This window comes from Vicinamibacterales bacterium (assembly GCA_035699745.1).
GTDB lineage: Bacteria > Acidobacteriota > Vicinamibacteria > Vicinamibacterales > 2-12-FULL-66-21 > JAICSD01.
The window spans coordinates 60,451-85,285 of the sequence record DASSPH010000069.1; the positions used below are offsets into that span (position 1 = coordinate 60,451).

Consider the following 24,835-nt stretch of genomic DNA (forward strand, 5'->3'; position numbering starts at 1 on the left):
TCTGGAGCGCGCGATGCCGCCGTCGAAGGCGGGCGCGCCGCGGACGCCGCGCGACTGGAAGGTGCTGAACGGACGGGCCTTCTGCCCGTCGTGCAAACATGACGCCTATTCGCTGCGCGCGGTGATTCTTCCGGTGTCTCGACCCGACGGGAGGTCGTGGGACGACTTGCGCGCCGAGCTGCGGACGTTGTGGGGCGAGACGACCCGGTGCGCCAACTGGCTGATGTCAGAGTTCTACGCGCGCGACCTGCGAAGGGGCGCGTTGGACGAGACGCTCGGCCCGATGCCCCAGATCTATCTGTATCCGGAGGCGCGGCTTCTGTTTCCCGGGCTGCCGCCGCAGTCGCTCTCGGCCCTCATTCAGACGGTCCGCAAGAAGTATCGAGCCCAGCGCCACGCCGTCCTCTGGACGCGCGCCGCGTCATTGGCGTCCTATCGCTTTCCCGCTCCGCTGATGCTGCCTCCGCAGGCGTGGTCCCTGTGCGAACACGAGGGGAGCTGGACCGTGGACGTGCGCCTCCGCGACGCGCGCTGGACGCTGAAACTCCGCGGCGGAGCGCCGATGCGCCGCCAGACAGAACGGTTGAGGCAGATCGTCCGCGGCGAGGCGAGCCGCGGATCGCTTACCATCTATCACTCGACGGGCGGCTCGGCTCCGCAGGTCATGATAAAAATCGCGGTGTGGCTGCCGAAGCCGCCGGCCGTGAGCCACGGCACCGTCGCCGTGGTCAGGACCGACGAGCGAGCGCTGCTCACGACCGAACCCATGTGGAGGATCGATCCGGGACCAGTCAGAAACGTTCTCGCGGCAGATGCCCGCCGCCGCACCGCGCTGCTCACCAATCTGCAGGCTGCCCGCCGATCGCACTCGCAGACAGACGGCATCGAGCGTGCGCTCGCCGAATTGGCCGGGCGGACGCGGCGGCGGCTTGCGGAAGCGTGCCGCATGTATGCGGCACAGCTGGCGACGCACGTCGCCGGACGCGGCGCGCGGGCGGTCGAATACGACGACAGCGTCCGCCCCGCGCTCGATCACTTTCCGTGGTCCCAGCTGCGGACGCGGATTGGCGAACAGCTCGAAAAGCGTGGCATTCGGCTGGTGGCCACCGCCGGAGGAGAGAACGCCGCATAAGCTTTCAGCCGCCGCCAGGCTGGACGGCGGGGACGGCTCGACACGCTGGCCGGTCGAGACCCCTCGCCAGACGCGGAGAAGAGTCGGGGATATTCGCAGTGCCCTGCGCCGCCCCCGAAGTACCGATGCATCACCGGTACTGCGGGTGGTTCGGCAGCCAGGCTGCCTAGTGAACGGGGAGGGGAGGCGTCATGAGGAAGCTCTTTTTAGGCGTCGTGATCGCACTGCTGGTCGCAGGCGGTCTCGCGAATGGGCAAGTTCTGTATGGAAGCATCGTCGGAACGATCTCGGATCCGCAGGGGTCGTTCGTACCAGGGGTCACCGTCGTCGCGACGAACACCGGCACGGGCGCGAAGTCGGAGGCGGTGACCGATGAAACCGGCTCGTACACGCTGCGCAATCTGCTGCCGGGCGTGTACGACCTCACGGCCTCGCTCTCCGGTTTCCGCGAACACAAGGAGACCGGGGTCAACGTGACGGCGGGCAATCCGGTCCGGGTGAACGTCAAGCTCGTGATCGGCGCGCTCAGCGAAGTGGTGCAGGTCAAGAGCGAGCAGCTGCTGTTGCAGACCGACAAGGCGGATCTGCACACGGAACTGGGGCCGCAGGAGATCGTCAACCTGCCGCTCAACACGTATCGCAACTATCAGGCGCTGATGAACCTCGTGCCGGGCGCGACGCCGGTGCAGGAGCAGAACGCGACCATCGATACCCCGGGCAAGTCGCTGCGGACGTGGGTCAACGGCACGCAGCCGAACTCCAACGCCACGCGCATCGACGGTGCGGTGTCGGTCAACATCTGGCTGCCCCACCACGTCGGCTACATCCAGCCGGCCGAGACGATCGAGTCGGTGAACGTGTCGACCAACTCCTTCGACGCGGAGTACGGGATGGCCGCGGGCGCGGCGTCCACGGTCATCACCAAGTCGGGCACCAACAAGCTCAGGGGATCGGCGTTCCTCTTCCGCAACCAGGAGGAATTCAACGCCAACTCCTTCAACAACAACGCGTTCAACCTGCCGAAGGATCCGCTGTCGCGCAACACCTACGGCGGCACGCTCGGCGGCCCGGTCATGAAGGACCGCCTGTTCTACTTCGGCTCGGTGGAGCGCTACGCGGAACGCCGGCAGCTGCGGCAGAACCTCACGGTGCCGACGGCGAAGATGCGGCAGGGGGATTTCACCGAAGTCGCCGCGGCGTATCCGACCTTCCGGCTCTACAACCCGTTCACCGGCGGCGCCGGCGGCACGGGGCGCTCGGAATTCCCCAACTTCACCATTCCGTCGAACCTGATCGATCCGATTGCGCGCCAGATCCTGTCCTACTACCCGGCGCCGGATCCGTCGCGCGACCTCAACTCGAACCAGATCTTCGACGACTTCACCCGGCAGGTGCCCTTCCGCATCGACCGCGACAACTACGATGTCAAGCTCACCTTCCAGCGGAACACCGGTCACGCGCTGTGGGGCAAGTTCTCGCTGCTCGACGCGGCGGTGAACGACAACTTCATCCTCGGATTCGACAAGGGCAGTCTCGGCGACACCAAGGTCTACGTCGCGACCGCCGGTCACACGTGGACGCTCAGCCCGACGCTGCTGCTCGACGGCAACTTCGGCGCGAACATCCAGAACCAGACCGTCACCGGGCCGGACTACGGCACCAACTACGGCCTGGATCTCGGCATCCGGGGCGTCAACCAGACGAACGACATCCGCGCCAGCGGACTGCCGACGTTCGAGAACGGCTACACGATCGGCAGCACCCCCAACTGGATGCCGCTGTTCCGCAAGGAGCGGAGCTTCACGTTCAGCTCGGCGGTCACCAAGGTGCTCCCCAAGCACGATGTCCGCGTCGGCGTGGACGTCGTTCACCACCGGCTGAACCATCGCCAGGCCGAGTTCGGCACCTACGGACTGAAGGGAGGCTTCGGCTTCAGCAACCTGACCACCGGCATCCCGGGCTACACGTCGCCCGGCTGGAACAACTTCGCCGGCTTCCTCCTCGGCCTGCCCTCGTCGTACTCGAAGGACGTGCAGCCGGAGGAGATGACGGGGCGCGAGTGGCAGACCGCGATGTACCTCCAGGATCGCTGGACGGTGAACAGCAAGATGACGGTCGCGGCGGGTCTGCGCGTCGAGCACTATCCGCTGATGCGCCGCGCCAACCGCGGCATCGAGCGCCTGGACTACGACACGTTCACGATGCTGCTCGGCGGCCTGGGCGACGTGCCCGACGACGTCGGGATCAATCTGAAGACGTGGTATCTCGCGCCGCGCGTCGGCACGATGTACCGCCTGTCGGAGAACCAGGTGCTGCGCGCCGGCTACGGCCGGACGATCAATCCGCTGCCCTGGTCGCGTCCGATGCGCGGCTCGTTCCCCTTCGACATCGCCCAGAACGCGTCCGCCGAGCAGTTCGGCTGGGTGGGAACGCTGGCGCAGGGGATTCCGACCGTCGTCGTTCCCGATCTCAGCTCGGGCCGCGTGAAGCTGCCGCAGGGGGTGTTCGTCCGCTCGCCCAATCCGAATGACGTCGATCGCGGCGTGATTCAGCAGTGGAACGTCGCCTACGAGTACCGCTGGCCGTGGCAGATCGCGACCGAGTTCGCGTATGTCGGCACGCGTACGGACGGCGGCTACGCCGATCTGAACATCAACTACGGCACGCCGGGCGGCGGCAACGCCTCGCGCCAGTACTTCGCAGTCGCGGGGACGACGGCGATCAACGACTGGGCGGCGCGGACGAAGAGCCGGTACCACGGCCTGCAGGTCGCGATCAACCGGCCGTTCAGCGGCGGGCTGCTGTTGAAGGGGGCCTACACCCTGAGCCGCTCGAGGAACATGGCCGACGAGGACGGCTGGGTCGGGCTCACCTGGAACACGCCGCTGATGTACGACCAGAACTATGCGCTCGCCGGGTTCGACCGCACGCACGTGTTCCAGATGGGCTTCGTCTACGAGCTGCCGTGGCTCCGCAACGCCCAGGGTGTCGCGGGCAACGTGCTCGGCGGCTGGCAGCTGAACGGCATCTTCGGCGCGTACTCGGGGACGCCGTTCTCCATCGGCGGCACGAACACGGCGCTGAACTGCCAGGGCTGCGGATCGATCTTCGTGAACGTCAGCGAGGATCCGAAGCCGACCGGCGAGGTGGGTTCGTCGAGCGATCCCTACTACCCGCTGAACATCTTCGCGCAGCCGTCTGGCGTTGGCGTGCAGGGCTTCGGCAACAGCGGCCGCAACCGCTTCCGCCGTCCTCCGGTCTGGAACCTGGATCTGTCGCTGTTCAAGACGTTCCAGGTCGGCAGAGTGCGGCCGGAGTTCCGGATCGAAGCCGTGAACGTCCTGAACCACACGAACTGGGGCGCACCGGTCACCACCGTCACCGCCAACAACTTCATGCGGTTCACGCCGGCCAATGCGGAGAGCGCCACCAACACGCCGGGCGCGCGCCGCATCCAGCTCGCGCTGCGGCTGCAGTTCTAGACATCGGGTGATCGGGTGATCGGGTGATCGGGCGATCGTCGATCGCCCGATCGCCAGATCGCCAGATCGCCCGATCAACGGCGGTCTGCTTGTCTTCGGCGGGCGCGCACGATGTACTATCTCGGGGTTGTCAGCGCGCCGCATTCCGTTTTACGTGCAGATACTGTCCGGCATCCTCCTCGGAATGGCTGCCGGCTTGTGGCTCGGACGCGAGGCCGCCCCCCTCGGGCAGATCGGCACCCTCGTCATCCAACTGGTCAAGCTGTTCGCCGTTCCGCTGCTGCTCTTCGCGATTCTCGACGCGTTCCTCGAAACCGATATCGGCGGGCGCGCCGCAGGGCGGATGATCGGCATCACCTCGATCAACACCGCCATCGCGCTGCTGATCGGTCTCGGTCTGTCGAACTGGCTCGAGCCGGGACGCCACCTGACGCTGCCGGCGATCACCGGCCCGACGCCGGCGCCACCGGGCCGGATCGAGTTCCTCAAGACGATCAGCGGCTACATCCCCAGCAACTTCGTCGATCCCTTCCGCGAGAACCTGGTCATCACCATCATCCTCCTCGCGGTGGCGGTCGGCCTGGCGCTGCGCGCGGTCAAGCGCGAGCAGATCGCGCGCGGCCAGACCCGCTACCGCGCCGTCGAGGACTTCGTCGCGTCGGCGTTCCGCGCCACGGAGATCGTGCTCGGCTGGGTAATCCGCCTGATCCCGTTCGCCGTGTTCGGCGTCGTCGCGAAGACGATCGGCGAGCAGGGCTTCGCGCCGCTGAAGGGACTGGCGGTGTACGTCGGCGTCGCGCTGCTCGGCCTCGCCGTGCACGTCTTCATCACCTATCAGGCCTGGATCGTCCTGGTCGCGCGCATGCCGCTGCGCCAGTTCTGGCGCGGCGCCCGCGATCCGGTGCTGTACGCGATGGGGGCGGCCAGCAGCCTCGCCACGCTGCCGGTGACGCTGAACGCGCTGAATCGAATGAAGGTCTCGCCCGAATCAGCGCGGCTCGCCGCCTGTGTCGGGACCAATCTCAACAACGACGGGATCCTGCTCTACGAGGCGATGGCGGTGCTCTTCGTGGCGCAGGTGCACGGCCTCGATCTGACCGTCGGGCAGCAGCTCGTCGCGGCTTTCGGCTGCATCGTCGCCGGCGTCGGGATCTCCGGCATTCCGGACGCCGGGCTGATCTCGCTCTCGCTGGTCCTCACGACCGTGGGGCTGCCGGTCGAGATCGTGCCGCTGCTGTTCACGGTCGACTGGCTGATCGGTCGCACGCGGGCGATGACGAACGTTATCAGTGACATGCTCGTCGCCGTGCTGCTGGATAGAACCGCCTCCCGCTGAGGTCCGGCCGGAGGCCGGGAGAGATGCCGCCGCGGATCCTACTTCTCCCGCATGCGCCGGAGCACCTCGCCGAGCTTCTTGATCTCCTCTCCGTAGAGCGCCCAGTTTCCCTCGCGCTGCGCCTGCATCGCGCGCTCGTAGTGGGTCCGCGCCTGCTCCGCCAGTGACGTGATGGCGGTGGCCGTCGCCGGCGGCGTCTGCGCCGGCGTACCGGCCGGCGGCTGGCCCTCGGCCGCCGTCACGGCCGGCGGCGGCGCGCCCGCGCCGCGCGGGAAGATGCGCGCGAGCGCGGCGTCGAGCGTCTCCTCCATGACGATGTTGTTCTGGTAGGCGACGATGACGCGTTTCAGCTCGGGGATCTGGCCGCCGGCGGCGCGGAGGTACAGCGGCCGCACGTAGATCAGCGACTCTTCGATGGGAATCACCAGCAGCGTGCCCTGGATGACTTCCGACCCCTGCTGGTTCCACAGCGTGATCTGCGGCGAGATGACCTGATCCTGGTTGATGCGGGCCGCGACCTGGCGCGGGCCGAAGATCACGGTCTGCTTCGGGAACTGGAACACCGCGAGCCTGCCGTAGTTGGCGCCGTCGCTGCGCGCCACCATCCACGACGCCAGGTTGTCCTTGCCGCGCGGCGTGAACGGCAGCATCTGGATGTACTCCGCGCCGTTCTCCCCCGGCAGCTTCATGATCGTGTAGTAGGGATGCATCGGCGTGCGCTCGCCGCCGACGTCGAACGCCGGGATCTCCCACTGATCCTCGCGGTTGTAGAACACCGCCGGACTGGTCATGTGGAAGGTCGCGAACATCGCCGCCTGCATCGTGAAGATCTGCTGCGGGTAGCGCAGCCGCGTGCGCAGATCCTCCGGCATCGCGGACAGCGGCTTCAGCAGGTCCGGAAAGATCTTCCCGACCGTCTGCGCGATCGGATCGGCCGGATCGATGACGTGGAAGGTCGTGGTGCCGTCGTAGGCATCGATCGTCACCTTGATGGAGTTGCGGATGTAGTTCACGCCCCCCGCCGCGGTCGCATACGGATACCGGCGCGAGGTCGTGTAGACGTCCTGCATCCACACCAGGCGGCCGCCGGAGATCGCCAGGTACGGGTCCGGATCGTAGGTGAGAAACGGCGCGATGCGCTGCACGCGCTCGACGATGTTGCGGTACATCATCACGCGGCTGTCGGAGGTCAGGTTCGGGGAGAAGAACGTATCGGTGGAGCGGAACCGCATCGCGAACATCAGGCGCCGGAACACGTTCGAGAGCGGCACGCCGCCGGTGCCCCGGTAGTCGGCGAAGACGTTGTCTTCGCCGCGCGGATAGTCGAACTCCTGCGTCTTGGTTTTGACGAACACGTGATCGTTCGGCATCTCGCCGAAGTAGATCGCCGGCTGCGTCACCTGGAGCCCGGCCGTCGTCGCCAGCGGAAGGTCCTTGATGAAGAGCACCGGCAGGCCTTCCCGGGTCACTTCGTTGACCGGCCCGAGCGTGAGTCCGTACCCGTGGGTGAAGGTCAGGCGCTCGTTGATCCACGTCCGGCTCGGCAGACTCCGCGGGTTGAGCTCGCGCGCCGACAGCATGATCTGCCGGTACTTGCCGTCGATGGTGTAGCGATCGTTGTCGACGGCGACGAAGTCGTAGTACGTGCGGATCTCCTGGATCTGGCTGAACGTGTCGAGCAGCGGCCGATCGTTCCAGAGCGGCACGTTGTCGATGGTGGCGGCATTGCGCTCCAGGTCGGCGCGGGTCAGCCGCGCCTCGCCGGAGAGCGGCCGCTCGATCGTGCCCTCGAGCCCGAACGCGGTGCGCGTCGCCTGGATGTTGTGGACGATGAACGGGGTCTCGCGGACCTGTTCGTTGGGCGCGACGACGAACCGCTGAATGACCGCCGCATAGACGCTGCCGGCGAGCGACACGGCGATGTACAGCGCCGCTGCCGCGCCAATCGGCCAGAGCCGCCCGCCGCGGAACGCGAACACGGCCGCCAGCACGGCGCCGATCGCGCCGGCGCCGGCGAGGGCCCAGAGAGCCGGGATCCGCGCGTGCACGTCGGCGTAGGTGGGCCCGGTCACCACCCCGGACGGCACCGCCATCATCTGCGGAATCTGCAGCCAGGCGCCGAAGGCGAGCGCGAGCAGCGCCGCCGCCGCCAGCAGTCCGAGGTGCCGGCCGGCGGTGGCGGAGATGAACACCTGCCTCGTCACGCCGAAGCCGATCTCTTCGCCGAACGCATATGCAGCGCCGGCGACGACCGCCATCAGGAACAGAACGAAGTACGCCATCCCCAGCAGCATCTCGAGCACCGGGAGGGTGAAGAGATAGAAGGCGATGTCGCGGCCGAGAATCGGATCCGTCCTGCCGAACGGCGTGGCGTTGAGGAAGTACAGCCAGGTCTCCCATCGGTCGCCGGCGTAGTTGCCGATCAGCAGCGCGATCAGCACGACGGCGCCGAGCGCGATCGGACGGATGCCGGAAGGATCCATCATCACGACCTGCGGCCCGTTCGGCGTGGTGACGCGGAATGGCCGCGGCCGCAGCGCGCGCAGCGCCACCAGCAGGTTCGCCGCGAGCAGGGCGAGCGCGACCGCCCCCGAGAGGATTCCGACCGTCGCCTGCGCGCCGAGCGCGCGCAGAAACACCGACTCGAAGCCGAGCTCGATGAACCACAGCCAGTCGGTGTAGAACCTCGCCGCCGCCGGAACGATCGTACCGATGATCAGCAGCGCCGCGATGAGCGGAAACGTTCGCAGTCTCATAACCTCTTTCGGAGCAGCGACGCGGACTCGCGATCCAGGTGAATCGTCGCGTGGGGATGCCGCTGCAGGATGGACGCGGGCACCATCGGATCGACCGGCCCCTCGATCGCCTCCCGCACCGCTTCCGCCTTCCGGCGGTCCGGCACCACGCAGACGATGCCTCTGGCGCGCAGGATCTGCCGGATCGACATCGAGATCGCCGTCTGCGGCACGTCTTCCAGGCGCGCGAACCAGCCTTCGCCGACCTGCTGCCGCCGGCAGCGTTCGTCGAGCTTCACGACCAGATACGGCTCCTCGGTCTCGAAATCCGCCGGCGGATCGTTGAACGCGAGATGGCCGTTCTCGCCGATGCCGACGAACGCGACGTCGACGGCTTCCTTGCGCAGCCGCGCGCCGACATGCCGGCAGACCTCCGCGGGATCGCGCTCGCCGTCGAGCAGATGGTAGCGGGCGATGCCGGCGGGCCGGATCAAACGTTCCAGCAGGTACTTGCGAAAGCTCGCGGGGTGATCGATCGGCAGGCCGACGTACTCGTCGAGATGGAACATCTCGACGAGCAGCCAGTCGATGCCGGGCTCGCGCACCAGGCGGTCGAGGAAGGCGATCTGCGACGCGCCCGTGGCGGCGACGATGCGGGCGCGACCCCGGGTGACGATCGCCTCGCGGATGCGCGCGGCGGCGTCGCGCGACGCCGCGATCGCGAGCGCCGCCGCGTCATCGTGCGTTCGCAGCACGGCGCGCGATCGGATCCCGCAAGAACGACACATTCCGGCCCATCTCGGTCACCTCGAGGCGGCGAAGCCGCCGACTGCGCGCCACCGGCGCGACTCGAACCTCCGCATCCCATCGCCCTCCCGCGCCTCGACGATCAGCGCCGCCGCCCGGGGCGTCGCGTCGACGAGACGGATGCCGCGCGTTCCCCCCAGCACGGACGCCGCGGTGGCCAGCGCGTCGGACGTCATCCCGTCCGGCGCCACCACGGTCACGCTGCTGCGTCCGCGGAGCGCGCGGCCGGTGCGCGGATCGAAGATATGCGAATAGCGCACGCCGTCAACCACCATGAACTGCTCCGCGTCTCCCGACGTCGACACCGCCGCATCGCGGAGCGTCAGGTATCCGGACGGCGCCGCGTTCGGCCCGTCGATCGACGCGACGGCGACCCGCCAGCCCGCCGTTCCCGGCGGGGCGTCCGTCACGACGATGTCTCCTCCGGCCGCGACCAGCGCGCTGCGGATGCCGCAGGCGCGGAGGACGGCCGCGGCTTCATCCGCGGCAAACCCCTTGGCGATCCCGCCGGCGTCGAGCTGCATGCCCTCGCGCCCGAGGCCGACGGTCCGGCGCGCATGATCCAGTGCGAGCCTCGCGCTGCCGACCAGCGCCCGCGCCGCGGCGAGCCGGGCGGGATCCGGCAGCGTCTTCCGCCGCCGCGCCTCGCGCCAGACCAGACTCAGCGGACCGGCCGTCACGTCGAACGCCCCGCCGCTGGCCCGCGCGACACGCTGCCCGGCCTCGAGCACGCGGAACAGGTCCTCGCTCACCTCGACCGCGCCGGCGCCGGCGCGGCGCGACACCTGATTCAGCTCGCTCGTCTCTCGATAATCGCTGAGTGTCTCGTCCAGCGCGCCGATGCGGCCGAAGGCCCGCGCCGCCGCAGCCTCCGCGGCGGACGCGTCCGCGGCATACAGCACCAGCCGCACCAGCGTGCCCATGTGCGGCGCGCTGAACTCGAACCGCTGCTCCGCCGCCGCCGAGCCGCCGAGCACGAGCAGGGCCGCGACCGCCACCGCCCCGAGGCCACGGATCACACGGACGACACGGATCACTTCGAGGTCAATACCCATTCCGACCTCGTCCCGTGGGGACCGGCTGTCCGTGCTATCCGTGAAATCCGTGGCCTCCTGCTGATCCGTGCCGTCCGTGTGATCCGTGGCCTACGTCAGCTGCGTCTGGCCCGGCACCGCCACCGGCGGCGTCGGCAGCGGGCCGAGCGTCAGGTTGCGCGGCATCAACTCCTCCTTCGAGTTGAGCGCCTGGTCCCAGGTGACGACCTTCCCCGTATACGCCGACATGCGGCCCATGATCGCCGTCAGCGTGCTCTCGGCGACGGTCTTCAGTTCGTTGTACGGCTTGCCGGCGCGGATCGCCGCGATGAAGTCCGTATGCTCCTGCACGTAGGGCCGGTTGTCCTTGTCGGCGAACGTCCACGCCTTCGGGCCGGTGATCGAGTACTTGCCGCTGTTGTCGAGCCGGACGGTGCCCCGCTCGCCGACGAGCGACTCGGTCACGTTGTTGGCGCAGCCCTGAATCTGCCGGCACTGGCTCGCCAGCGGCGTGCCGCCGGCGTACTCGTAGTCGATCGCGAAGTGATCGAAGATGTGGCCGTACTCCGGACCGGTCCGCACCTGCCGGCCGCCCATCCCGTTCGCGCTCACCGGATGGCCGTCCATCGCCCAGTTCACCACGTCGATGTTGTGGACGTGCTGCTCGACGATGTGATCGCCGGAGAGCCAGGTGAAATAGAGCCAGTTGCGGATCTGCCACTCGGCGTCGGTCCAGTCCGGCTGGCGATCGCGCTTCCACAGCCCGCCCTGGTTCCAGTAGCACCGGGCCGACACGATCCGGCCGACGGCGCCGTCCTGGATCCGTTTCATCGCCTCGAGGTAGCCCGTCTGATGCCGCCGCTGCGTGCCGGCGGCGATGCCGAGTCCTTTGGCCTTCGCGGTCTCGTAGGCGGCGAGCACCGCCCGGATGCCGGGACCGTCCACGGCGACGGGCTTTTCGGTGAAGACGTTCTTGCCTGCGTCGATCGCCGCGGTGAGGTGAATCGGCCGGAAGCCGGGCGGCGTCGCCAGGATGATGTAGTTGACGTCGCTCGCGATCACCCGCTTGTACGCATCGACGCCGGTGAACGCGCGGTCGCCGACGTCGATCCTGGCGCCGAACTTCTCCGTCAGCTGGGCGCGGCTCGAGGTCAAGCGATCCTGGAACATGTCTCCCATCGCCACCAGCGTCACGCCGGGCGACGAACTGATCGCGTCGTCCACGGCGCCGGTGCCGCGGCCGCCGCAGCCGATCAGGCCGATGCGAATGGCGTCGCTGCCGGCGGCGCGCTGGCCGGCGAAGACGGCGCCGGTGCCGGTGCCCTGAACCACGGCGCCGCCCAGCGCCGCCGTCGTTGCCGTCTTCAGGAAGTCTCGACGTGTTGTACTCATGACCGTCTCCTCAGTCGCTACCGGCTCGACGTGGTGATGGCCGAGCGCAGTCCCTTCAAGTTCTCCTGCTCCTCGACGGCGCGGGCGATGCGGAAGCCGACGAACGTCGCGTCGGTGTGCCACCAGATGCTCTGCGGGCTCTGCGGATCGCGGCGGTTCCATTCCTCGCTCGACCCCCGCCGCGCCGCGCTTCGCAGCCTGGCCGCCGGATCATCCCACGATCCGCCGCGGACCACGTAGGAATACCGCCGATGGGTGGGCAGCAGCACGGGGCCCGGCGCCCGCGCCGGCACCTGCGCGTAGAACGTCGGATCGTAGTGGTCCAGCACCCATTCGGCGACGTTGCCGTGCATGTCGAACAATCCCCACGGGTTCGGCCCCTTCCGCGCCACCGGATGCGGGCGCCCGCTGGAGTTGCCGGCGTGCCACCCGAACTGGTCGAGCTTGGACGCGTCGTTCCCGAACGAATACGCGGTGGACGTGCCGGCGCGGGCCGCGTACTCCCACTCCGCTTCCGTCGCCAGTCGATAGGTCTTGCCGGTCCTCAGCGACAGCCAGCGGCAGTATTCCATCGCGGCGTGATACTGCACGTTGATCGCCGGCTGATTCCCCTTGCCGAAGCCGAATGACTCGTCTCCGTACGGCGGTGAAGGGCGCGTCACCGCGTCGGCGCCGCCGGGCGGCGGCGGCGACCCGCCCGGGCTCGTCCCCGGGACCGAGAACGCGAACGCATCGTACTGGTCCCAGGTGATTTCCGTCCGCCCGATCCAGAGCGGCGCGATCCGCACCTGGTGCGCCGGCCCTTCATCCGCGCTGCGTCCGGCCTCCGCGTCCGGGCTGCCCATGGTGAAGGTCCCCCCCGGGATCGCGATCATGTCGATCTGGACCTTCGTCCCGGGGACCGGCTCGCTGTAGTTCTCGTGTCCGGCCGGCGCCTGCGGCGCCGCGCTGCCCAGCAACGATGCGGTTGCCACGAGTCCCGCGGCGACTCGTACGAGCATGTCAGAACCTGATGATGGCGCCGGCGCGCCCGATGCGCGGTGCTCCGACGGTGCGAATCGGCGTGCGGCCGGTGTCGATCTCCTCGTCGAGCGCGTTCTCGATCGCGCCGAACAGCTCGAGGCCGCGCGACAGCCGCCAGCCGCCGCGCACGTCGACGAGCGCTCCGCGCGCAAGGCGGAATTCGTTGCGATCGTCGTCGAACTGCGCGCCGATGACGCGGACGGTGCCGGCGGCGGTGAAGGCGCGGACCTGCGCGCGCGCGCCGATCGACCCGGTTGCGCGCGGCACCTGCGGCACGCGCCGTCCGTCCAGCTCGCCCGAGGTGAACGTGGCGTCGTTGATCGCCCACGCCGTGGTCAGCGCGACGGCGCTCGTCGCCCGCCATTCCAGCTCCAGCTCCGAGCCGATCGTACGCGCGTCGCCGTTGCTGCGCTGGCGCGTAATCAAGGTCGGCGTCGAGGAGATCGTCCGGTTGTAGATCGCGCCGTCGAGACGCGTCACATAGCCGATGGCACGCGCCGTCCAGCGGTCGTGACGCACCGTGAACGCCACTTCCGGCCCCCAGGAGGTTTCCGGCTCCAGCGCGGCGTTCGCCAGCGTATTGGTGCTGCCCACGCGGAACCCGCGATACAGCTCGTTCATCGTCGGCGTGCGGAACCCGGTGAGCCAGGCAACGCGCAGGGTGCGATCGGGAGTGATGTGAAACGAGACGCCGGCCCGCGGCGAGAAGAAGTTCAGCGTGTTGTCGCCGCTCGCGTCGTCCAGCTTCTCGAGCCGCCAGTGATCGGCGCGGGCTCCGGCGTCGACCACTATCCGCGGTGAGACCTCGAACCTGCCCTGTGCGACGACGCCGGTGCCGAGCTGCTTCGCGCGCGTCCGCACCACCGGCCCGAGCACCCCGGCGAGCGAGAAGGCGGCTTCGTCCAGGTCGGCGCGCGCGCGGCGGCTGTTGACGGCGAACAGCATCTGCGCCCGTGCCGTCTCGCGCAGCCAGCTGACCGCGGCGCCGCCGCCGGACGACGCAACCCACTGGAGGCTGGTGAGCCGCTCCGTGGCACGGCCGGCCGCCACGGCGGAGAACGTCTGCCGGTACCCGGTGGAGCTGACGTCGCCGCGGGCCTCCCACACCCCGCCGCCGGCGAACCCGTGCGCCGTCGCGCCGGTCCACCGCGTCACCGTCGCGTTCACCTGCGCCGGGGTTCCGTTGCCGCGATCCTCCTCGAAGTAGCCGCCGCGCACCGTCGCCTGCAGCGTGTTCCGCGTCCCGCCGAGCCACCCGAATGCCGAACTCGCGTCGGAGTCCGCGCGCACGTCCGCGGGCCCGCGCACTTCGGGCGCGACGACGCGATACCCGTTCGTCGTCAGCCGCTCGGCCGCGGCGCCGCCGGTCCAGGCGCCGCGCGACAAGCCGGCGTATCCCGAGGCGCGTCCGGTTCCCGACGATCCCGCATCGAGCCAGGCTTCCGCGCCGCGCGATGTCCGCGTCGTGAGGCGGATGACCCCGCCGAGCGCGTCGTTGCCGTGCACGTCGCCCGACGAGCCGCGCAGCACGTCGACGCGCTGCAGGGCGGCGACGGGAATGCGATCCCAGTACACCCACATGCCGAACGGATCGTTCAGCGGGACGTCGTCCGCGATGACGAGAGTGCGGCTGGCGCCCGACGCGGACAGCCCTCGCAGCGTCACGCCCTGGGTCGTCGGGTTGGCAACCGCTGACGACGTCCGGCGGAAGAGACTGAAGCCCGGCACGGACCGCAGCTGATCGTCGAGGCGCAGCGCCGGCGCCGTCGCGATGGTGGCGCGGTCGAGCGAGGTGACGCTGCTCTCGATCGCGAGCCGGGCCGTGGCCGTATCGGCGGTGACGCTGATGGCTTCGGCAATCGCCGCCGGCCGGAGCTGAAAGCGGATGGAGCCCGGGGCGGGCAGCGTCACCACCTGCACGGCGGGGGCAAAGCCCAGGGCGCTGACACGTATTTCGACGCTTCCCGAACCCGCCGGCGGGTCCGCCGACCACGAGCCGTCGGCGGCGGTGGTGACCGTGCGGGTGGCGCCGCCGCGCGTCAGCGTGACGGCGGCGCCGGGCACCGACGCCCCGGAGGCGTCGACCACGACGCCGGCGATCGTCTCCGCGGCGGGGGGCGACTGCGCGAGCGCGAGGACGAGCAGGATCGCGATCATGCGTCGGGGTTGGCGATGAAGCGGTAGCCCACGCCGCGCACCGTCAGCAGGTGCCGCGGGCGGCCGGGCTCCTTTTCGATATATCGACGAAGCCGCACGATGAAGTTGTCGATCGCGCGGGTGTCGGTGTCCTCGTGGAGACCCCAGACCTGTTCCAGCATAGTCTTTCTCGAGACGACCCTGCCCTCATGCTCGACGAGGTAGCGGAGCAGGTTCGCCTCCATCAGCGTCAACTGCAGCACGCGGTCCCCTACCGCGAGTTCGAGGGTATCAAAGTCTATCGTCTTGCCGCTGAACGTGTAGCGGTCCTGCCTGGGCTCGGCGCGCGTGTCATCGCGATTCCAGGCGCTCCGCCGGAGCAGGCCGCCGACGCGGGCGAGCAGGATCGCCAGCTCCGCCGGCTTGGCCAGGTAGTCGTCGGCGCCGGCGGCGAATCCCTTCAAGACGTCCTCAGGCCGGCCGCGGGCGGTGAGCATCAGGATGGGGACGAAGTTCCGTTTCTGCCTGAGCTCGGTGGCGACGGCAAAGCCGTCGCGCCCCGGCAGCATGACGTCGAGCACCACCAGGTCGAACGGGTCGTCGGGATCCGACAGGCGTGCCAGCGCGCGCTCGCCGTCGTCGACGACTTCGGCGTGGAAGCCTTCCGCCTCCAGGTTGAAGCGCAGCCCCTCGGCGAGGTGGTGCTCGTCCTCGACGATCAGCACGCGCGGCGGGGTGTGGATGGTCACGCGGATGCCGGCGCCGCGGGCAGCAGCAGCGTGAAGGTGCTGCCGTGTCCGTGTCCCGCGCTCTGCGCATAGGCGCGTCCGCCGTGTTTCCGCGCGACCGACCGGACGATGAACAGGCCGAGCCCGCTGCCCTTGGCGCGGACCGCGACGCTGGCGGGAATGCGGTAGAAGCGCTTGAAGATACGTTTCAGTTCGGCCGGGGAAATCCCGACGCCGTGGTCCGTCACGCGCACGGCGACGCGGTTGTTGTGCACCTCTTCGAGCTCGACGAGAATCCTCGGATCCCCCTGCGAATACTTGACCGCGTTGTCGATGAGGTTCCACACCGCGGCCTTCAGCTCCTCGGCGTCGCCGAGCACGATGGCGTGCGGCGAGTGCGCGACGTACTCGAGCGCCTCCGGTCCGAGATGAAACCGCGTGCGCGCCAGCTCGACGCACTCCCGCGCGATCTCCCCGAGATCGAGGCGCACCTTCGCGCCCCGGCGCAGGATGGACCCCATCGCGCCGGCCCGCAGCACCTGGTCGATGGTGTGCAGCAGCCGATCGCTGTCCTCGAGCATGATGCGGTAGAACTCGCGGCGCTTCGCTTCGTCCAGCTCGCGCGACTGCAGCGTCTCCAGGTACAGCCGGATCGACGCGATCGGCGTCTTGAGTTCGTGGGTGACGGCGTTGATGAAGGAGTCGTGCTGCTCGTTCCGCCGGATCTCGCGGACGAGGAAGATGGTGTTGATGACGACGCCGGCGATGATGACGAGGAAGAAGATCGAGCCGAACACGATCAGCATCCCCTCGCGCCAGTTCAGCACGAGCCAGCTGACGTTCAGCGTCACCGCCGCGGCCACCAGGCAGATGCCGAGGACGGTGAAGGTGATTGCCTTGCGTTTCCGGCCGGAAATCATCCGCTCCTTCAGGATACCGCTTCGCGGGGTGCCGGGGGGCGGGTGCCGGGGCGGGGTGCCGGGGGCGCACGGCAGCCGGATTGCTCCGGGAGGGGCACACAGAGAGGCAGGCATCGATGGCGCAGCAGTTCGTGTCCCAGGGCCGGTGTCAGTTTTGTCATAAGACCGCGGAAAACGTCGAACACATCATTGCCGGCGACTCCGGGTTCATCTGCAACGAGTGCGTCGCGGCCTGCTCGACGCTGCTGCAGCCGGCGGCGGCCGGGCCCGTTCGGGAGGAGCGGCGGGAGGGCTATGCGTTTCAGCGGCTCGCCCGGCACTTCGCGCCGCTCCGGCCGCAGGAGCTGCTCGCCACGTCGCGCTCGTATCCCCTGCGCCAGCAGGCGGATCTCCAGGCGGCGCTCGACGAGCTGTTCGGCGAGCGGATCCTTCCTCGGAACTTCGTCGGCATCAGGGCGCAATACCGCCATGAGGTCACCGATTTCGCCAAGCTGCTGGAACAGAGCCACGGTGCGGTCGAAGTCGCCCCGGCGCAGTTCGAAGACATCGATGTCGGCGGCGGCGAAACCCGCCGCTGCCTGAAGAATGGGCTGTGGCTGCTGCGGGACGATCGCGGTCCGTATGCAATCGTGCTCTCGCAGCATACCGACTACGGGCACGGCGGCAGCTACCTGAATCTCGAGGTGGCGGCACCGCCCGGCGACTTCGGCGCGGAGGTGGCGTCGCGCCTGTTCGACGCGCTGGAGCGGCAGCTCTCACGCGGATCGTGCTACCGGGGGCGCGTGCTCTCGCTGGAGACCAGTCCGCACTGGACCGGCCACGCGGCGCGGATCAGGGTGCACCAGCTCGAACCGGTCGAGCGCGACGAGGTGATCCTCCCCGACGCGACGCTGCGCGCGGTCGAGCGCAACGTGCTGCGGTTCGCCGAACAGCGGCCGGCGCTCCGCGCCATGGGGCTGTCGACGCAGAAGGGGCTGCTGTTCCACGGCGCTCCGGGCACCGGCAAGACGCACTGCATTCGCTACCTCGCCGGCAAGCTTCCCGGCCACACGACATTGCTGATCACGGCGGAGGAGATGGGCATCCTGCCCGAGTACATGGCGCTGGCGCGTCTGCTTCAGCCCGCGCTGGTCGTGATCGAGGACGCCGACCTGATCGCGCGCGATCGCTCCGAACGCGCCAGCGCGTGCGACGAAGTGATGCTCAATCGCCTCCTCAACGAACTCGACGGCCTTCGCGAGCGCGCCGACGTGTTTTTCGTCCTGACGACGAACCGGCCCGATACGCTGGAGCCCGCGCTCGCGAGCCGCCCGGGCCGGATCGACCAGGCGATCGAGTTCCCCCTCCCGGATGAGCGTCTGCGCCGCCGGCTGGCCGCGCTGTATGCGAGAACGCTGACGCTGTCCCCGGAACTGATGGACGATGTGGCCCGCCGGACCGACGGCGCGAGTCCGGCGTTCATCAAGGAACTGCTCCGGCGCGTGGCGCAGCATCACCTCGACGCCGACGCGAAGGGAGCCGTGAGCAGCGCGACCGTGGAAGCGGCGTTGCACGAGATGCTGTTCTCCGGCGGGACGCTGAACGCGAGGCTGCTCGGCGGCGAAGCCGTGTCGGAAGAAGCGGCGAGCGGCGACGTGAGGATGGTGTAGCCCGCGCTATTCCTCGCGCAGCGCCTCCACCGGCTGCACCGCGAGCCCGCGGCGCGCCGGCGCCACCGCGGCAAGCAGGCCCACGAGCGTCATCACCGCCACGACACCGGGCAGCAGGAGCAGCGTCTTGCCGCCGGTGAGGGCCCCGCCGCCGAGCCAATCGAGCGCCGCCGCCAGCGTCACGCCCAGGGCGACGCCCGCAGCAAGCTGCCCCGCGGCACGGCGGAAGATGCCGGCGAGGATGCGGCGCGCATCGGCGCCGAGCGCGGCGCGGATGCCGATTTCGCGGCGCCGCCGCGCGACGGTGAACGACATCATCGCGTAGATCCCCGCGGCCGACAGCAGCAGCACGCTGGTCATCACGATGATGATCGCGGTGGCGATCAGCCGCATGAACTTCTGGCCGTTGTTCCACGTCTCGACGACGCCCTCGACCGTTTCCAGGCCGAGGGCGGGGTGCACGGTCGCCGCGATCTGCCGCAGCCTCGGCGTCAGCTGTGGCGCAGGACTGCCACTGAGCCGGACGATCATCGTCGAGACGCGCCTCGCGCCGGGGCGGCCGGGGTGGAACACGCGCGGCGCCGGGGACGGCGCGCCCGGTCCGCTCGGGGTGAAGTCGGTGGAGAATGCCGGGACCACGCCGACGATCTCGTACCACGGACTGTTCGTGACGTCCCCTTCGTAGGAGGCGCGGTACCGTATCCGCCGCCCGAGGACGCTACCGCCAACCTTCTGCACAAAGGTGTCGTCGACGATGACGACCGTGGGTTCGGGACGCGCGTCGGCGGGACTGAATCCGCGGCCGGCGATGACCGGGATCTCAAAGACGTCGAAGAGATTGATTGCGACTTCACTCCGGCGGGCCGGCACGACGGGACCTTTCGCGGTCGACACCGCCGCGGTCGCCGTTGCCGCGTCTTCCACCTCGAACGATGCGAAGCCCTCCTCGCCGGGAAAGCTGTCGGTGAAGGTGACGGCCGCGATCTCCGGATCCGCCTCGAGACGCTGGGCGAGCGCGGTCGTCAGCTCCGGAAGCCGCGCATCGACGCCGCCGGCGCGCCCTTCACGCGAGAAGCCGATCGACGCGCGGACGAGCCCATTGGCGCCGACCGCCGGGCGCTTGGCCGCCTGGCTGAAGATCTGCGCGCCGTTGTACAGCGCCGGCGGCAGGAGCGCCACCGCGGCCGTGACCTGCAGGACGATCATCGCCGTCCACATCGGCCCGAGCTGCGCACCCGCGGCCCGCGTCCCGAAATACTGCAGGCCGCGCTGCACGCGCGACCCCGTCGCCTTGAGCGCCGGAATCACGCCGGCGATGACGGCGGCGAGGAGGGCGAGCCCGGTGACGTACAGGATGACCGCGGGCGTCAACGAGAAGTCCATCAGGACGAGGAGACGGCTGGCGCCGTCGCCTTCGCTGCCGACGGCATCGAGGATCCTGCCTATCGCCACCTTGGCGATCGCCAGGCCGATGACTGCTGCGGCTACCGAGGGGACCAGCGCTTCGACGAACAACTGCACCACCACTCGGGAGCGGCTGGCGCCAAGCGCGGTGCGCACCGCGATCTCGCCCAGGCGCGTCGCCGTGCGCGCGTAGACCAGCACCGCGACGTTGATTGCGACGATCAGCAGCAGCACGCTGAGCCCGAACTGGAACGCGCGCATCGCCAGTTCCATTTCCGGCCCCTGAATCCCGATGAAGGCGTGGGTGTAGCCGATGACGCGCGGCCGGCGTTCGCTCCGCCCCCCGGGCAGCGCGGCGGCCATGCGATCGCCGACCGCGGTCACTTCCGCCCGCGCGTCCTTCATCGAGAAGCCGTCGGCCAGCCGGCCGAAGACGAACAGACGATCGCTGCCGATGTCGGGGGACACGTAGAGCGGGACCCAGTACTTGTGATTGATCGGAAAGCCGAAACCCTGCGGCATCACCCCGACGATCGCGTAGACCGTGTCGTCCAGTCGAAGCGTCCGCTCCAGGATCCGCGGATCGCTGCCGAAGCGGCGCTGCCACTCCTCGAAGCCGACGACCACGACCGGCGGCGCCCCGGGACGCTCGTCTTCGTCGGTCAGCACCCGCCCCATCACGGGCGCGATGCGCGCGACACGGAAGCCGGAGGCGGTCATCGCGGCGACCTCGACCACGTCGATGCGTCCATCCGCCGCCAGGTTGCGCCGCTGGTCGCGGAAGGTCCCGAGATCGCGGACGGTCTTCAGCTCATCGCGCCACTGCAGGAACTCGGCGCCGGACGCGTTGTCCATACCGCCGCCGCCAACCTTGCGGATCGACACGATCCGCTCCCCTTCCGGCAGCGGGAGCGACGAGTCGAGCCAGGTGCCGAGGACGGTGAAGTAACCGGCGCCGATCGCGATCGCCACCGACATGCCGATCACCGACACCAGGGACAGGCCGGGGTACTTGACGAACATGCGCAGTCCGAGCTTGACGTCGAGCCACGAGACCCGCCAGAAAGTGCGCCGCGCCTCGGTGGCGTGCTCGGCCGCGATCATCGGCGCGCACGCGTCGCGCACGCGCGCGGCGTCGCCGAACCGCTGTGCCGCCGCCTTGCGCGCGGACTCCGGGCTCAGTCCGCGATCGACGTAGTCGCGCGTGCGCTGATCCAGGTGAAAGCGAAGCTCCTCGTCCAGCTCTTCGCCCGGGTTCGGACGGACCGCCCAGCGCCACGGGCGCCACTCACGCGGCCGCTTCATCGGCGCCCCCGCGAGGACGGCAGCTCGCCGGTGGTCACCGCGCGGCTGACGGCGTGGGAGAGACGCAGCCAGCCGCTCGCCTGCTGCTCGAATTCACGCTCGCCCGCCGGCGTGAGCCGATAGAACTTCGCGCGGCGATTGTGCTCGGAAATCCCCCACTCTCCCTTGATCCATCGCTTCTGCACCATGCGATAGAGCGCGGGGTACAACGATCCCTCTTCGACCCTCAGCACATCGTCGGTCGCGGTTTCGATCCAGCTGGCGATGCCGTAGCCGTGCATCGGCCCCTGGGACAGGCGCTTGAGGACGAGCAGTTCGATGGTGCCCTGGAGCACCGCGGCGTCTCTGGAGAACATCGGATGAATGGCCTTCCCTATTCCCATCTAGGGGAGTAGCAGGAGAAGTATACGCGGAGCGCGCAGGCGGTGTTCCGCGAACTGGCTGGCTAGTGCTGCCTCAGCAGTTCCGACGGCTGGACTCGGGTGCCGCGCCACGCCGGAAGCAGCGCCGCCAGACCGGCGACGAACACCAGCACCAGGGTTGACGCCAACAGCGTGGCGGGGTCCCGCGGCTCGAGGCCGTAAACGAGCGGCGCGATGAAGCGAGACAGCCACGACGCGGCAAGGATTCCCGCCAGCGCGCCCGCTGCGACGGATGCACCGATCCGGGCCAGCAGCGCGGCCAGGACGCGCGCCGGCTGTCCGCCCAGCGCGAGGCGGATGGCGATCTCCCGGCGCCCGCGCGACACCGCGAACGACGCGACGCCGAAGACTCCGATGGCCGACAGAAGCAGTGCGACCACGCCGAAGAAGCCTGCGAGGGTGGCGACGAGCCGTTCCCGCGTCAGCGAGGTCTGCACGTCACGATCGAGAGCTCGGAAAGCCACCGTCACGGCAGGTTCGACCGAGCGCACGGTGTCGGTCAGGAGCGCGACCGCGCGTGAAGCATCCGCAGCGCCGCGGACGGCGATGCGGAACGGACGGTCCGGCGGTCCGAGGCCGGTGGATTGCGCGAACGGGACGTACACCGTGGGCGGCGGCTGATCGCGCAGCGACTGTCCGTATACCGCATCCTGGACGATGCCGGCGACGGTGCAGCCGGCTGCCGCGCAGGGACCAGCCTTGATCGTGGCGCCGACGCTCACGTTCTCACCGAGCCTGCGGCGGAGCGCTTCGTTGATGATCGCGACCCGCGGCGCTCCCGCGCTGTCGCCGCCGTCGAAGTCGCGGCCCGCCCGCAGCGCGGTGCCATACACGCCGAACCAGCCGGGGGTGACGAAGTTGAACGCGACTTGCGGCTGCGCGTCAGCCCGCCTGCCGCGCGCGTCGGTCAGCAGGCCGCCTGCACCAGTTCCGAATGGCGTCCACGGCGATCCGGCGGCGCCGATGACGCCAGGCGCCGCGGCGATGGCCTCGAGCAGCCGTTCGTACACTCGCAGTCGCGCCGGGTCGTCGGCGGACACCCGGGAAGCGTTCACGGTCATCACGATCACACCGGCCGGATTGAACCCGAGCGGTACGTGCGCGAGCCTGTCGAGCGTGCGGCCGAACACTGCGGCCGCCGAGACCAGCACGATCGACAGCGCGATCTGCGCCGCAATCATCGCGCCCGTCAACGAGCCGCTGCGCCCTCCTCCTCCTCCCGCTCGGTCGGCCGACAGCGCTTCCACCGAGGGGACGCGCGCGGCGTACAGTGCGGGCGTCGTGGCGAACACGACAACCGCCGTGACGGTGGTCGCGCTGATGAACGCCAGCACCCGCCAATCGATCGGCACGTCGAGAACGGCGAACCCCGTCGCGGCCGGCAGGCTGGCGACGAGCGCTCGACCCGCCCACACCGCGAAGATCGTGCCGGCCAGCGCGCTGACGCCGCCGAGCGCCAGCCCCTCCACGAACAGCTGGCGCGCCAGCCGCCAGGGAGGCGCCCCGACCGCGAGCCGGATGCTGAGATCGCGGCGACGGGCGGCGGTGCGTACGACGAACAGCGTGCCGACGTTCACGCACACGATCACCAGCACCAGCGCCGACACGATCAGCAGCGTGACCAGGGGGCGCGCGTACAGCTGACGGAGCTGCGATCGGTCGGTGATGCCGGTCGATGCCGGTGCGAGCACCATCGGCTCCTTCAACCACGGCGGAACTCCGGGGCCGACGATGTCGCTCTGCATCGCGCGCAGCTTTGCCGTGGCGCCCGCGATGCCGTCTGCCGCTTTCACCCGCACCATCACGGTCAGCAGCATCGCGCGGCGGCTGTCGACCACCGAACGCGCGCCGAGCATCAGTGGTTCGTTCGCGAGCGGCATCGCGAGATCGAACGATCGGCCGACGTCCACCCCGCGGAATCCTCGCCGGGCGACGCCGACGATGGTGACCGGCCTGCCTTCAACCAGCAGCCGCGAACCGATCACGCCCGGCGTGCCATGGAAGCGGCGCTGCCACGCGTCATGACTGAGAACCGCTACCGGTCCATCGGGGCCGCCGCCTCTCACGTCGTCGGCGGCGGTGAAGGGGCGGCCGAGGAGGGCGTGACTGCCAAGCGTATTGAAGAAGTCGCCGCTGGCGAACAGCGTGTCGAACGGCTGCGACTCGCCCGACTGCGCCGTCTCGAGGGGCTGCAGGATCCACGCGAATGCGCCATCGAAGGCGCCGCGGCGCTCCCGCAGCCGCTCCCACATGGCGAAGCTCCAGCCGGCGCCTCCGTGGAAGCCGAACCGAAGGGCCGTGTCGGACGTGATCGTGGCGAGCCGTTCCGGTTCGTCGACCGGCAGCGGGCGGAGCATCAGACCGTTGGCGACCGAGAACAGGGCGGTCGTCGCGCCGACGGCGAGCGCGAGCGTCAGCATCGCCGCCGCTGAGATCGCGCGCGAGGCGAGCAGCGCGCGGATCGCGGCGCGGATGTCGAGCCCGAGCTCCTTACCCAACGCGCCTCCGGCGCATCACGATCATGACGACGCCGAGCACGAGTCCCGCGCCGGCGGCGGCGGCGATCAGCCACCACGCCGCGGGCATGAAGAAGGTCATCAGCACGACGAGCCCGATCAGCGTCAGCCCGCCCGCGCCGGCGACCGGACTGCCGGTCAGATTGACCGGCGCGCCGCCGAGCGTCAGCCGCCGTGTCCGGTCGATGGCGTCGCTCGGCTGCAGATCGACCAGCCGCAGCGGCCGGATCTCGTCCGATCGCTCGAACCCGGCCGCCGCAATCGCGGTCAGCACTTCGCGCCAGACGCGGACGCGCGAGGGGCGCCGCCCGTACTCTTCGATGAGGTCGCCGGCCAGCGCAGCGCTGTCGGGCACGAGCCGCTCGAGGAGCGCGAGCGCGACTCGTGGAGGCTGCCGCGTGCTCATGTCAGCTTCTCCTTCAGCTGAGGGACGCCGCGCCACATCGCGGCCAGCGCCCTCTGCGTGTCCTTCACCGAGCGCAGCCCGCGCGGGGTGACGCGGAAGAACCGGCGGGCGCGGCCGCCCCGTTCGGGTGTCGGGGTGCCGGTGTTCGAGGCGACCAGCCCGTTGTTCTCGAGCCGCTCCAGCGCGGCGTACGCGGCGCCGAGCAGCACCCGCCTCCCGGTTATCGCCTCGATCTCCTGGGCGATCCGCACGCCGTAGGCGTCGTCGCCGACGCGCAGCACCGCCAGCATGATCATCAGCTCGAGGTCGGTGAGCAGGGTGCGCGGCATATATTCACAAATTGTGAACTAATGGCGGCGCGGCTGTCAACCGGACAGCGCGGGGCGGTGGGTTGTCAGCGGATCGCCG

General features: G+C 69.5%; 17 protein-coding genes. 4 read left to right on the forward strand and 13 right to left on the reverse strand.

The genetic code is table 11. The features are described 5' to 3' along the window. Nucleotides 1-13 precede the first annotated feature (13 nt). The 3 genes from VFK57_15750 to VFK57_15760 all read left to right on the forward strand — a co-directional run bounded on the left by VFK57_15750 (nucleotide 14) and on the right by VFK57_15760 (nucleotide 5,950). Complete coding sequence (locus VFK57_15750) at nucleotides 14-1,132, forward strand: hypothetical protein (GenBank protein ID HET7697166.1); 1,119 nt, start codon at nucleotides 14-16, stop codon at nucleotides 1,130-1,132. A gap of 191 nt (nucleotides 1,133-1,323) precedes the next feature. Further along, entirely contained in the window at nucleotides 1,324-4,614 is a 3,291-nt protein-coding gene (locus VFK57_15755) for a carboxypeptidase regulatory-like domain-containing protein (GenBank protein HET7697167.1), read from the forward strand. Between the two features lie 154 nt (nucleotides 4,615-4,768). After that, nucleotides 4,769-5,950, forward strand: coding sequence for a dicarboxylate/amino acid:cation symporter (locus VFK57_15760; protein ID HET7697168.1), 1,182 nt, complete (start codon nucleotides 4,769-4,771; stop codon nucleotides 5,948-5,950). 38 nt (nucleotides 5,951-5,988) lie between these two features. On the opposite strand, the gene VFK57_15765 is transcribed toward VFK57_15760, so the two are convergent. The 8 genes from VFK57_15765 to VFK57_15800 all read right to left on the reverse strand — a co-directional run bounded on the left by VFK57_15765 (nucleotide 5,989) and on the right by VFK57_15800 (nucleotide 16,725). Next, nucleotides 5,989-8,706: a UPF0182 family protein gene (locus VFK57_15765; GenBank protein ID HET7697169.1), complete on the reverse strand. Its 2,718-nt coding sequence runs from the start codon at nucleotides 8,704-8,706 to the stop codon at nucleotides 5,989-5,991. After that, nucleotides 8,703-9,440, reverse strand: a complete 738-nt coding sequence (locus VFK57_15770) for a glucosamine-6-phosphate deaminase (GenBank protein HET7697170.1) — start codon at nucleotides 9,438-9,440, stop codon at nucleotides 8,703-8,705. Before VFK57_15770 ends, VFK57_15765 begins: the two co-directional genes overlap by 4 nt. A 48-nt stretch (nucleotides 9,441-9,488) precedes the next feature. Then, on the reverse strand, nucleotides 9,489-10,547 hold the full coding sequence (locus tag VFK57_15775; protein ID HET7697171.1) for an FAD:protein FMN transferase: 1,059 nt from the start codon (nucleotides 10,545-10,547) through the stop codon (nucleotides 9,489-9,491). A 90-nt stretch (nucleotides 10,548-10,637) separates the two neighbouring features. Next, on the reverse strand, nucleotides 10,638-11,918 hold the full coding sequence (locus VFK57_15780; GenBank protein HET7697172.1) for a Gfo/Idh/MocA family oxidoreductase: 1,281 nt from the start codon (nucleotides 11,916-11,918) through the stop codon (nucleotides 10,638-10,640). Nucleotides 11,919-11,935: 17 nt separating this feature from the next. Further along, a complete protein-coding gene (locus VFK57_15785) occupies nucleotides 11,936-12,919 on the reverse strand; it encodes an SUMF1/EgtB/PvdO family nonheme iron enzyme (GenBank protein ID HET7697173.1) in 984 nt (327 codons plus the stop codon). A gap of 1 nt (nucleotide 12,920) precedes the next feature. Then, nucleotides 12,921-15,098 (reverse strand): TonB-dependent receptor, encoded by a 2,178-nt coding sequence (locus VFK57_15790; protein ID HET7697174.1) that lies wholly within the window; start codon nucleotides 15,096-15,098, stop codon nucleotides 12,921-12,923. Next, the gene (locus VFK57_15795; protein ID HET7697175.1) at nucleotides 15,095-15,826 is read right to left on the reverse strand and encodes a response regulator transcription factor; all 732 of its coding nucleotides are present in this window, start codon (nucleotides 15,824-15,826) and stop codon (nucleotides 15,095-15,097) included. Before VFK57_15795 ends, VFK57_15790 begins: the two co-directional genes overlap by 4 nt. Next, nucleotides 15,823-16,725, reverse strand: coding sequence for a HAMP domain-containing sensor histidine kinase (locus VFK57_15800; GenBank protein HET7697176.1), 903 nt, complete (start codon nucleotides 16,723-16,725; stop codon nucleotides 15,823-15,825). The genes VFK57_15795 and VFK57_15800 overlap by 4 nt, the downstream gene beginning before the upstream one ends. Before the next feature lie 116 nt (nucleotides 16,726-16,841). Between VFK57_15800 and VFK57_15805 the strand changes: the two genes are divergently transcribed. Further along, nucleotides 16,842-18,374 (forward strand): AAA family ATPase, encoded by a 1,533-nt coding sequence (locus VFK57_15805; protein HET7697177.1) that lies wholly within the window; start codon nucleotides 16,842-16,844, stop codon nucleotides 18,372-18,374. Nucleotides 18,375-18,380: 6 nt separating this feature from the next. On the opposite strand, the gene VFK57_15810 is transcribed toward VFK57_15805, so the two are convergent. The 5 genes from VFK57_15810 to VFK57_15830 all read right to left on the reverse strand — a co-directional run bounded on the left by VFK57_15810 (nucleotide 18,381) and on the right by VFK57_15830 (nucleotide 24,756). Beyond that, nucleotides 18,381-21,083, reverse strand: coding sequence for an ABC transporter permease (locus VFK57_15810; protein ID HET7697178.1), 2,703 nt, complete (start codon nucleotides 21,081-21,083; stop codon nucleotides 18,381-18,383). Continuing rightward, nucleotides 21,080-21,466 (reverse strand): PadR family transcriptional regulator, encoded by a 387-nt coding sequence (locus VFK57_15815; protein HET7697179.1) that lies wholly within the window; start codon nucleotides 21,464-21,466, stop codon nucleotides 21,080-21,082. Before VFK57_15815 ends, VFK57_15810 begins: the two co-directional genes overlap by 4 nt. Nucleotides 21,467-21,528: 62 nt before the next feature. Next, complete coding sequence (locus tag VFK57_15820; GenBank protein HET7697180.1) at nucleotides 21,529-24,003, reverse strand: ADOP family duplicated permease; 2,475 nt, start codon at nucleotides 24,001-24,003, stop codon at nucleotides 21,529-21,531. Then, nucleotides 23,996-24,427: a hypothetical protein gene (locus VFK57_15825; GenBank protein ID HET7697181.1), complete on the reverse strand. Its 432-nt coding sequence runs from the start codon at nucleotides 24,425-24,427 to the stop codon at nucleotides 23,996-23,998. Before VFK57_15825 ends, VFK57_15820 begins: the two co-directional genes overlap by 8 nt. After that, on the reverse strand, nucleotides 24,424-24,756 hold the full coding sequence (locus VFK57_15830) for a helix-turn-helix transcriptional regulator (protein HET7697182.1): 333 nt from the start codon (nucleotides 24,754-24,756) through the stop codon (nucleotides 24,424-24,426). The genes VFK57_15825 and VFK57_15830 overlap by 4 nt, the downstream gene beginning before the upstream one ends. Between the last annotated feature and the right edge of the window lie 79 nt (nucleotides 24,757-24,835).

What these genes read in the sequence shown, in the direction of transcription:
- VFK57_15775 (HET7697171.1), bottom strand. Translation starts at nt 10,547, where the DNA reads ATGGGTATTGACCTCGAAGTGATCCGTGTCGTCCGTGTGATCCGTGGC.
- VFK57_15825 (HET7697181.1), bottom strand. Translation starts at nt 24,427, where the DNA reads ATGAGCACGCGGCAGCCTCCACGAGTCGCGCTCGCGCTCCTCGAGCGG.
- VFK57_15765 (HET7697169.1), bottom strand. Translation starts at nt 8,706, where the DNA reads ATGAGACTGCGAACGTTTCCGCTCATCGCGGCGCTGCTGATCATCGGT.
- VFK57_15785 (HET7697173.1), bottom strand. Translation starts at nt 12,919, where the DNA reads ATGCTCGTACGAGTCGCCGCGGGACTCGTGGCAACCGCATCGTTGCTG.
- VFK57_15755 (HET7697167.1), top strand. Translation starts at nt 1,324, where the DNA reads ATGAGGAAGCTCTTTTTAGGCGTCGTGATCGCACTGCTGGTCGCAGGC.
- VFK57_15815 (HET7697179.1), bottom strand. Translation starts at nt 21,466, where the DNA reads ATGGGAATAGGGAAGGCCATTCATCCGATGTTCTCCAGAGACGCCGCG.
- VFK57_15800 (HET7697176.1), bottom strand. Translation starts at nt 16,725, where the DNA reads ATGATTTCCGGCCGGAAACGCAAGGCAATCACCTTCACCGTCCTCGGC.
- VFK57_15750 (HET7697166.1), top strand. Translation starts at nt 14, where the DNA reads ATGCCGCCGTCGAAGGCGGGCGCGCCGCGGACGCCGCGCGACTGGAAG.
- VFK57_15805 (HET7697177.1), top strand. Translation starts at nt 16,842, where the DNA reads ATGGCGCAGCAGTTCGTGTCCCAGGGCCGGTGTCAGTTTTGTCATAAG.
- VFK57_15790 (HET7697174.1), bottom strand. Translation starts at nt 15,098, where the DNA reads ATGATCGCGATCCTGCTCGTCCTCGCGCTCGCGCAGTCGCCCCCCGCC.
- VFK57_15810 (HET7697178.1), bottom strand. Translation starts at nt 21,083, where the DNA reads ATGAAGCGGCCGCGTGAGTGGCGCCCGTGGCGCTGGGCGGTCCGTCCG.
- VFK57_15780 (HET7697172.1), bottom strand. Translation starts at nt 11,918, where the DNA reads ATGAGTACAACACGTCGAGACTTCCTGAAGACGGCAACGACGGCGGCG.
- VFK57_15830 (HET7697182.1), bottom strand. Translation starts at nt 24,756, where the DNA reads ATGCCGCGCACCCTGCTCACCGACCTCGAGCTGATGATCATGCTGGCG.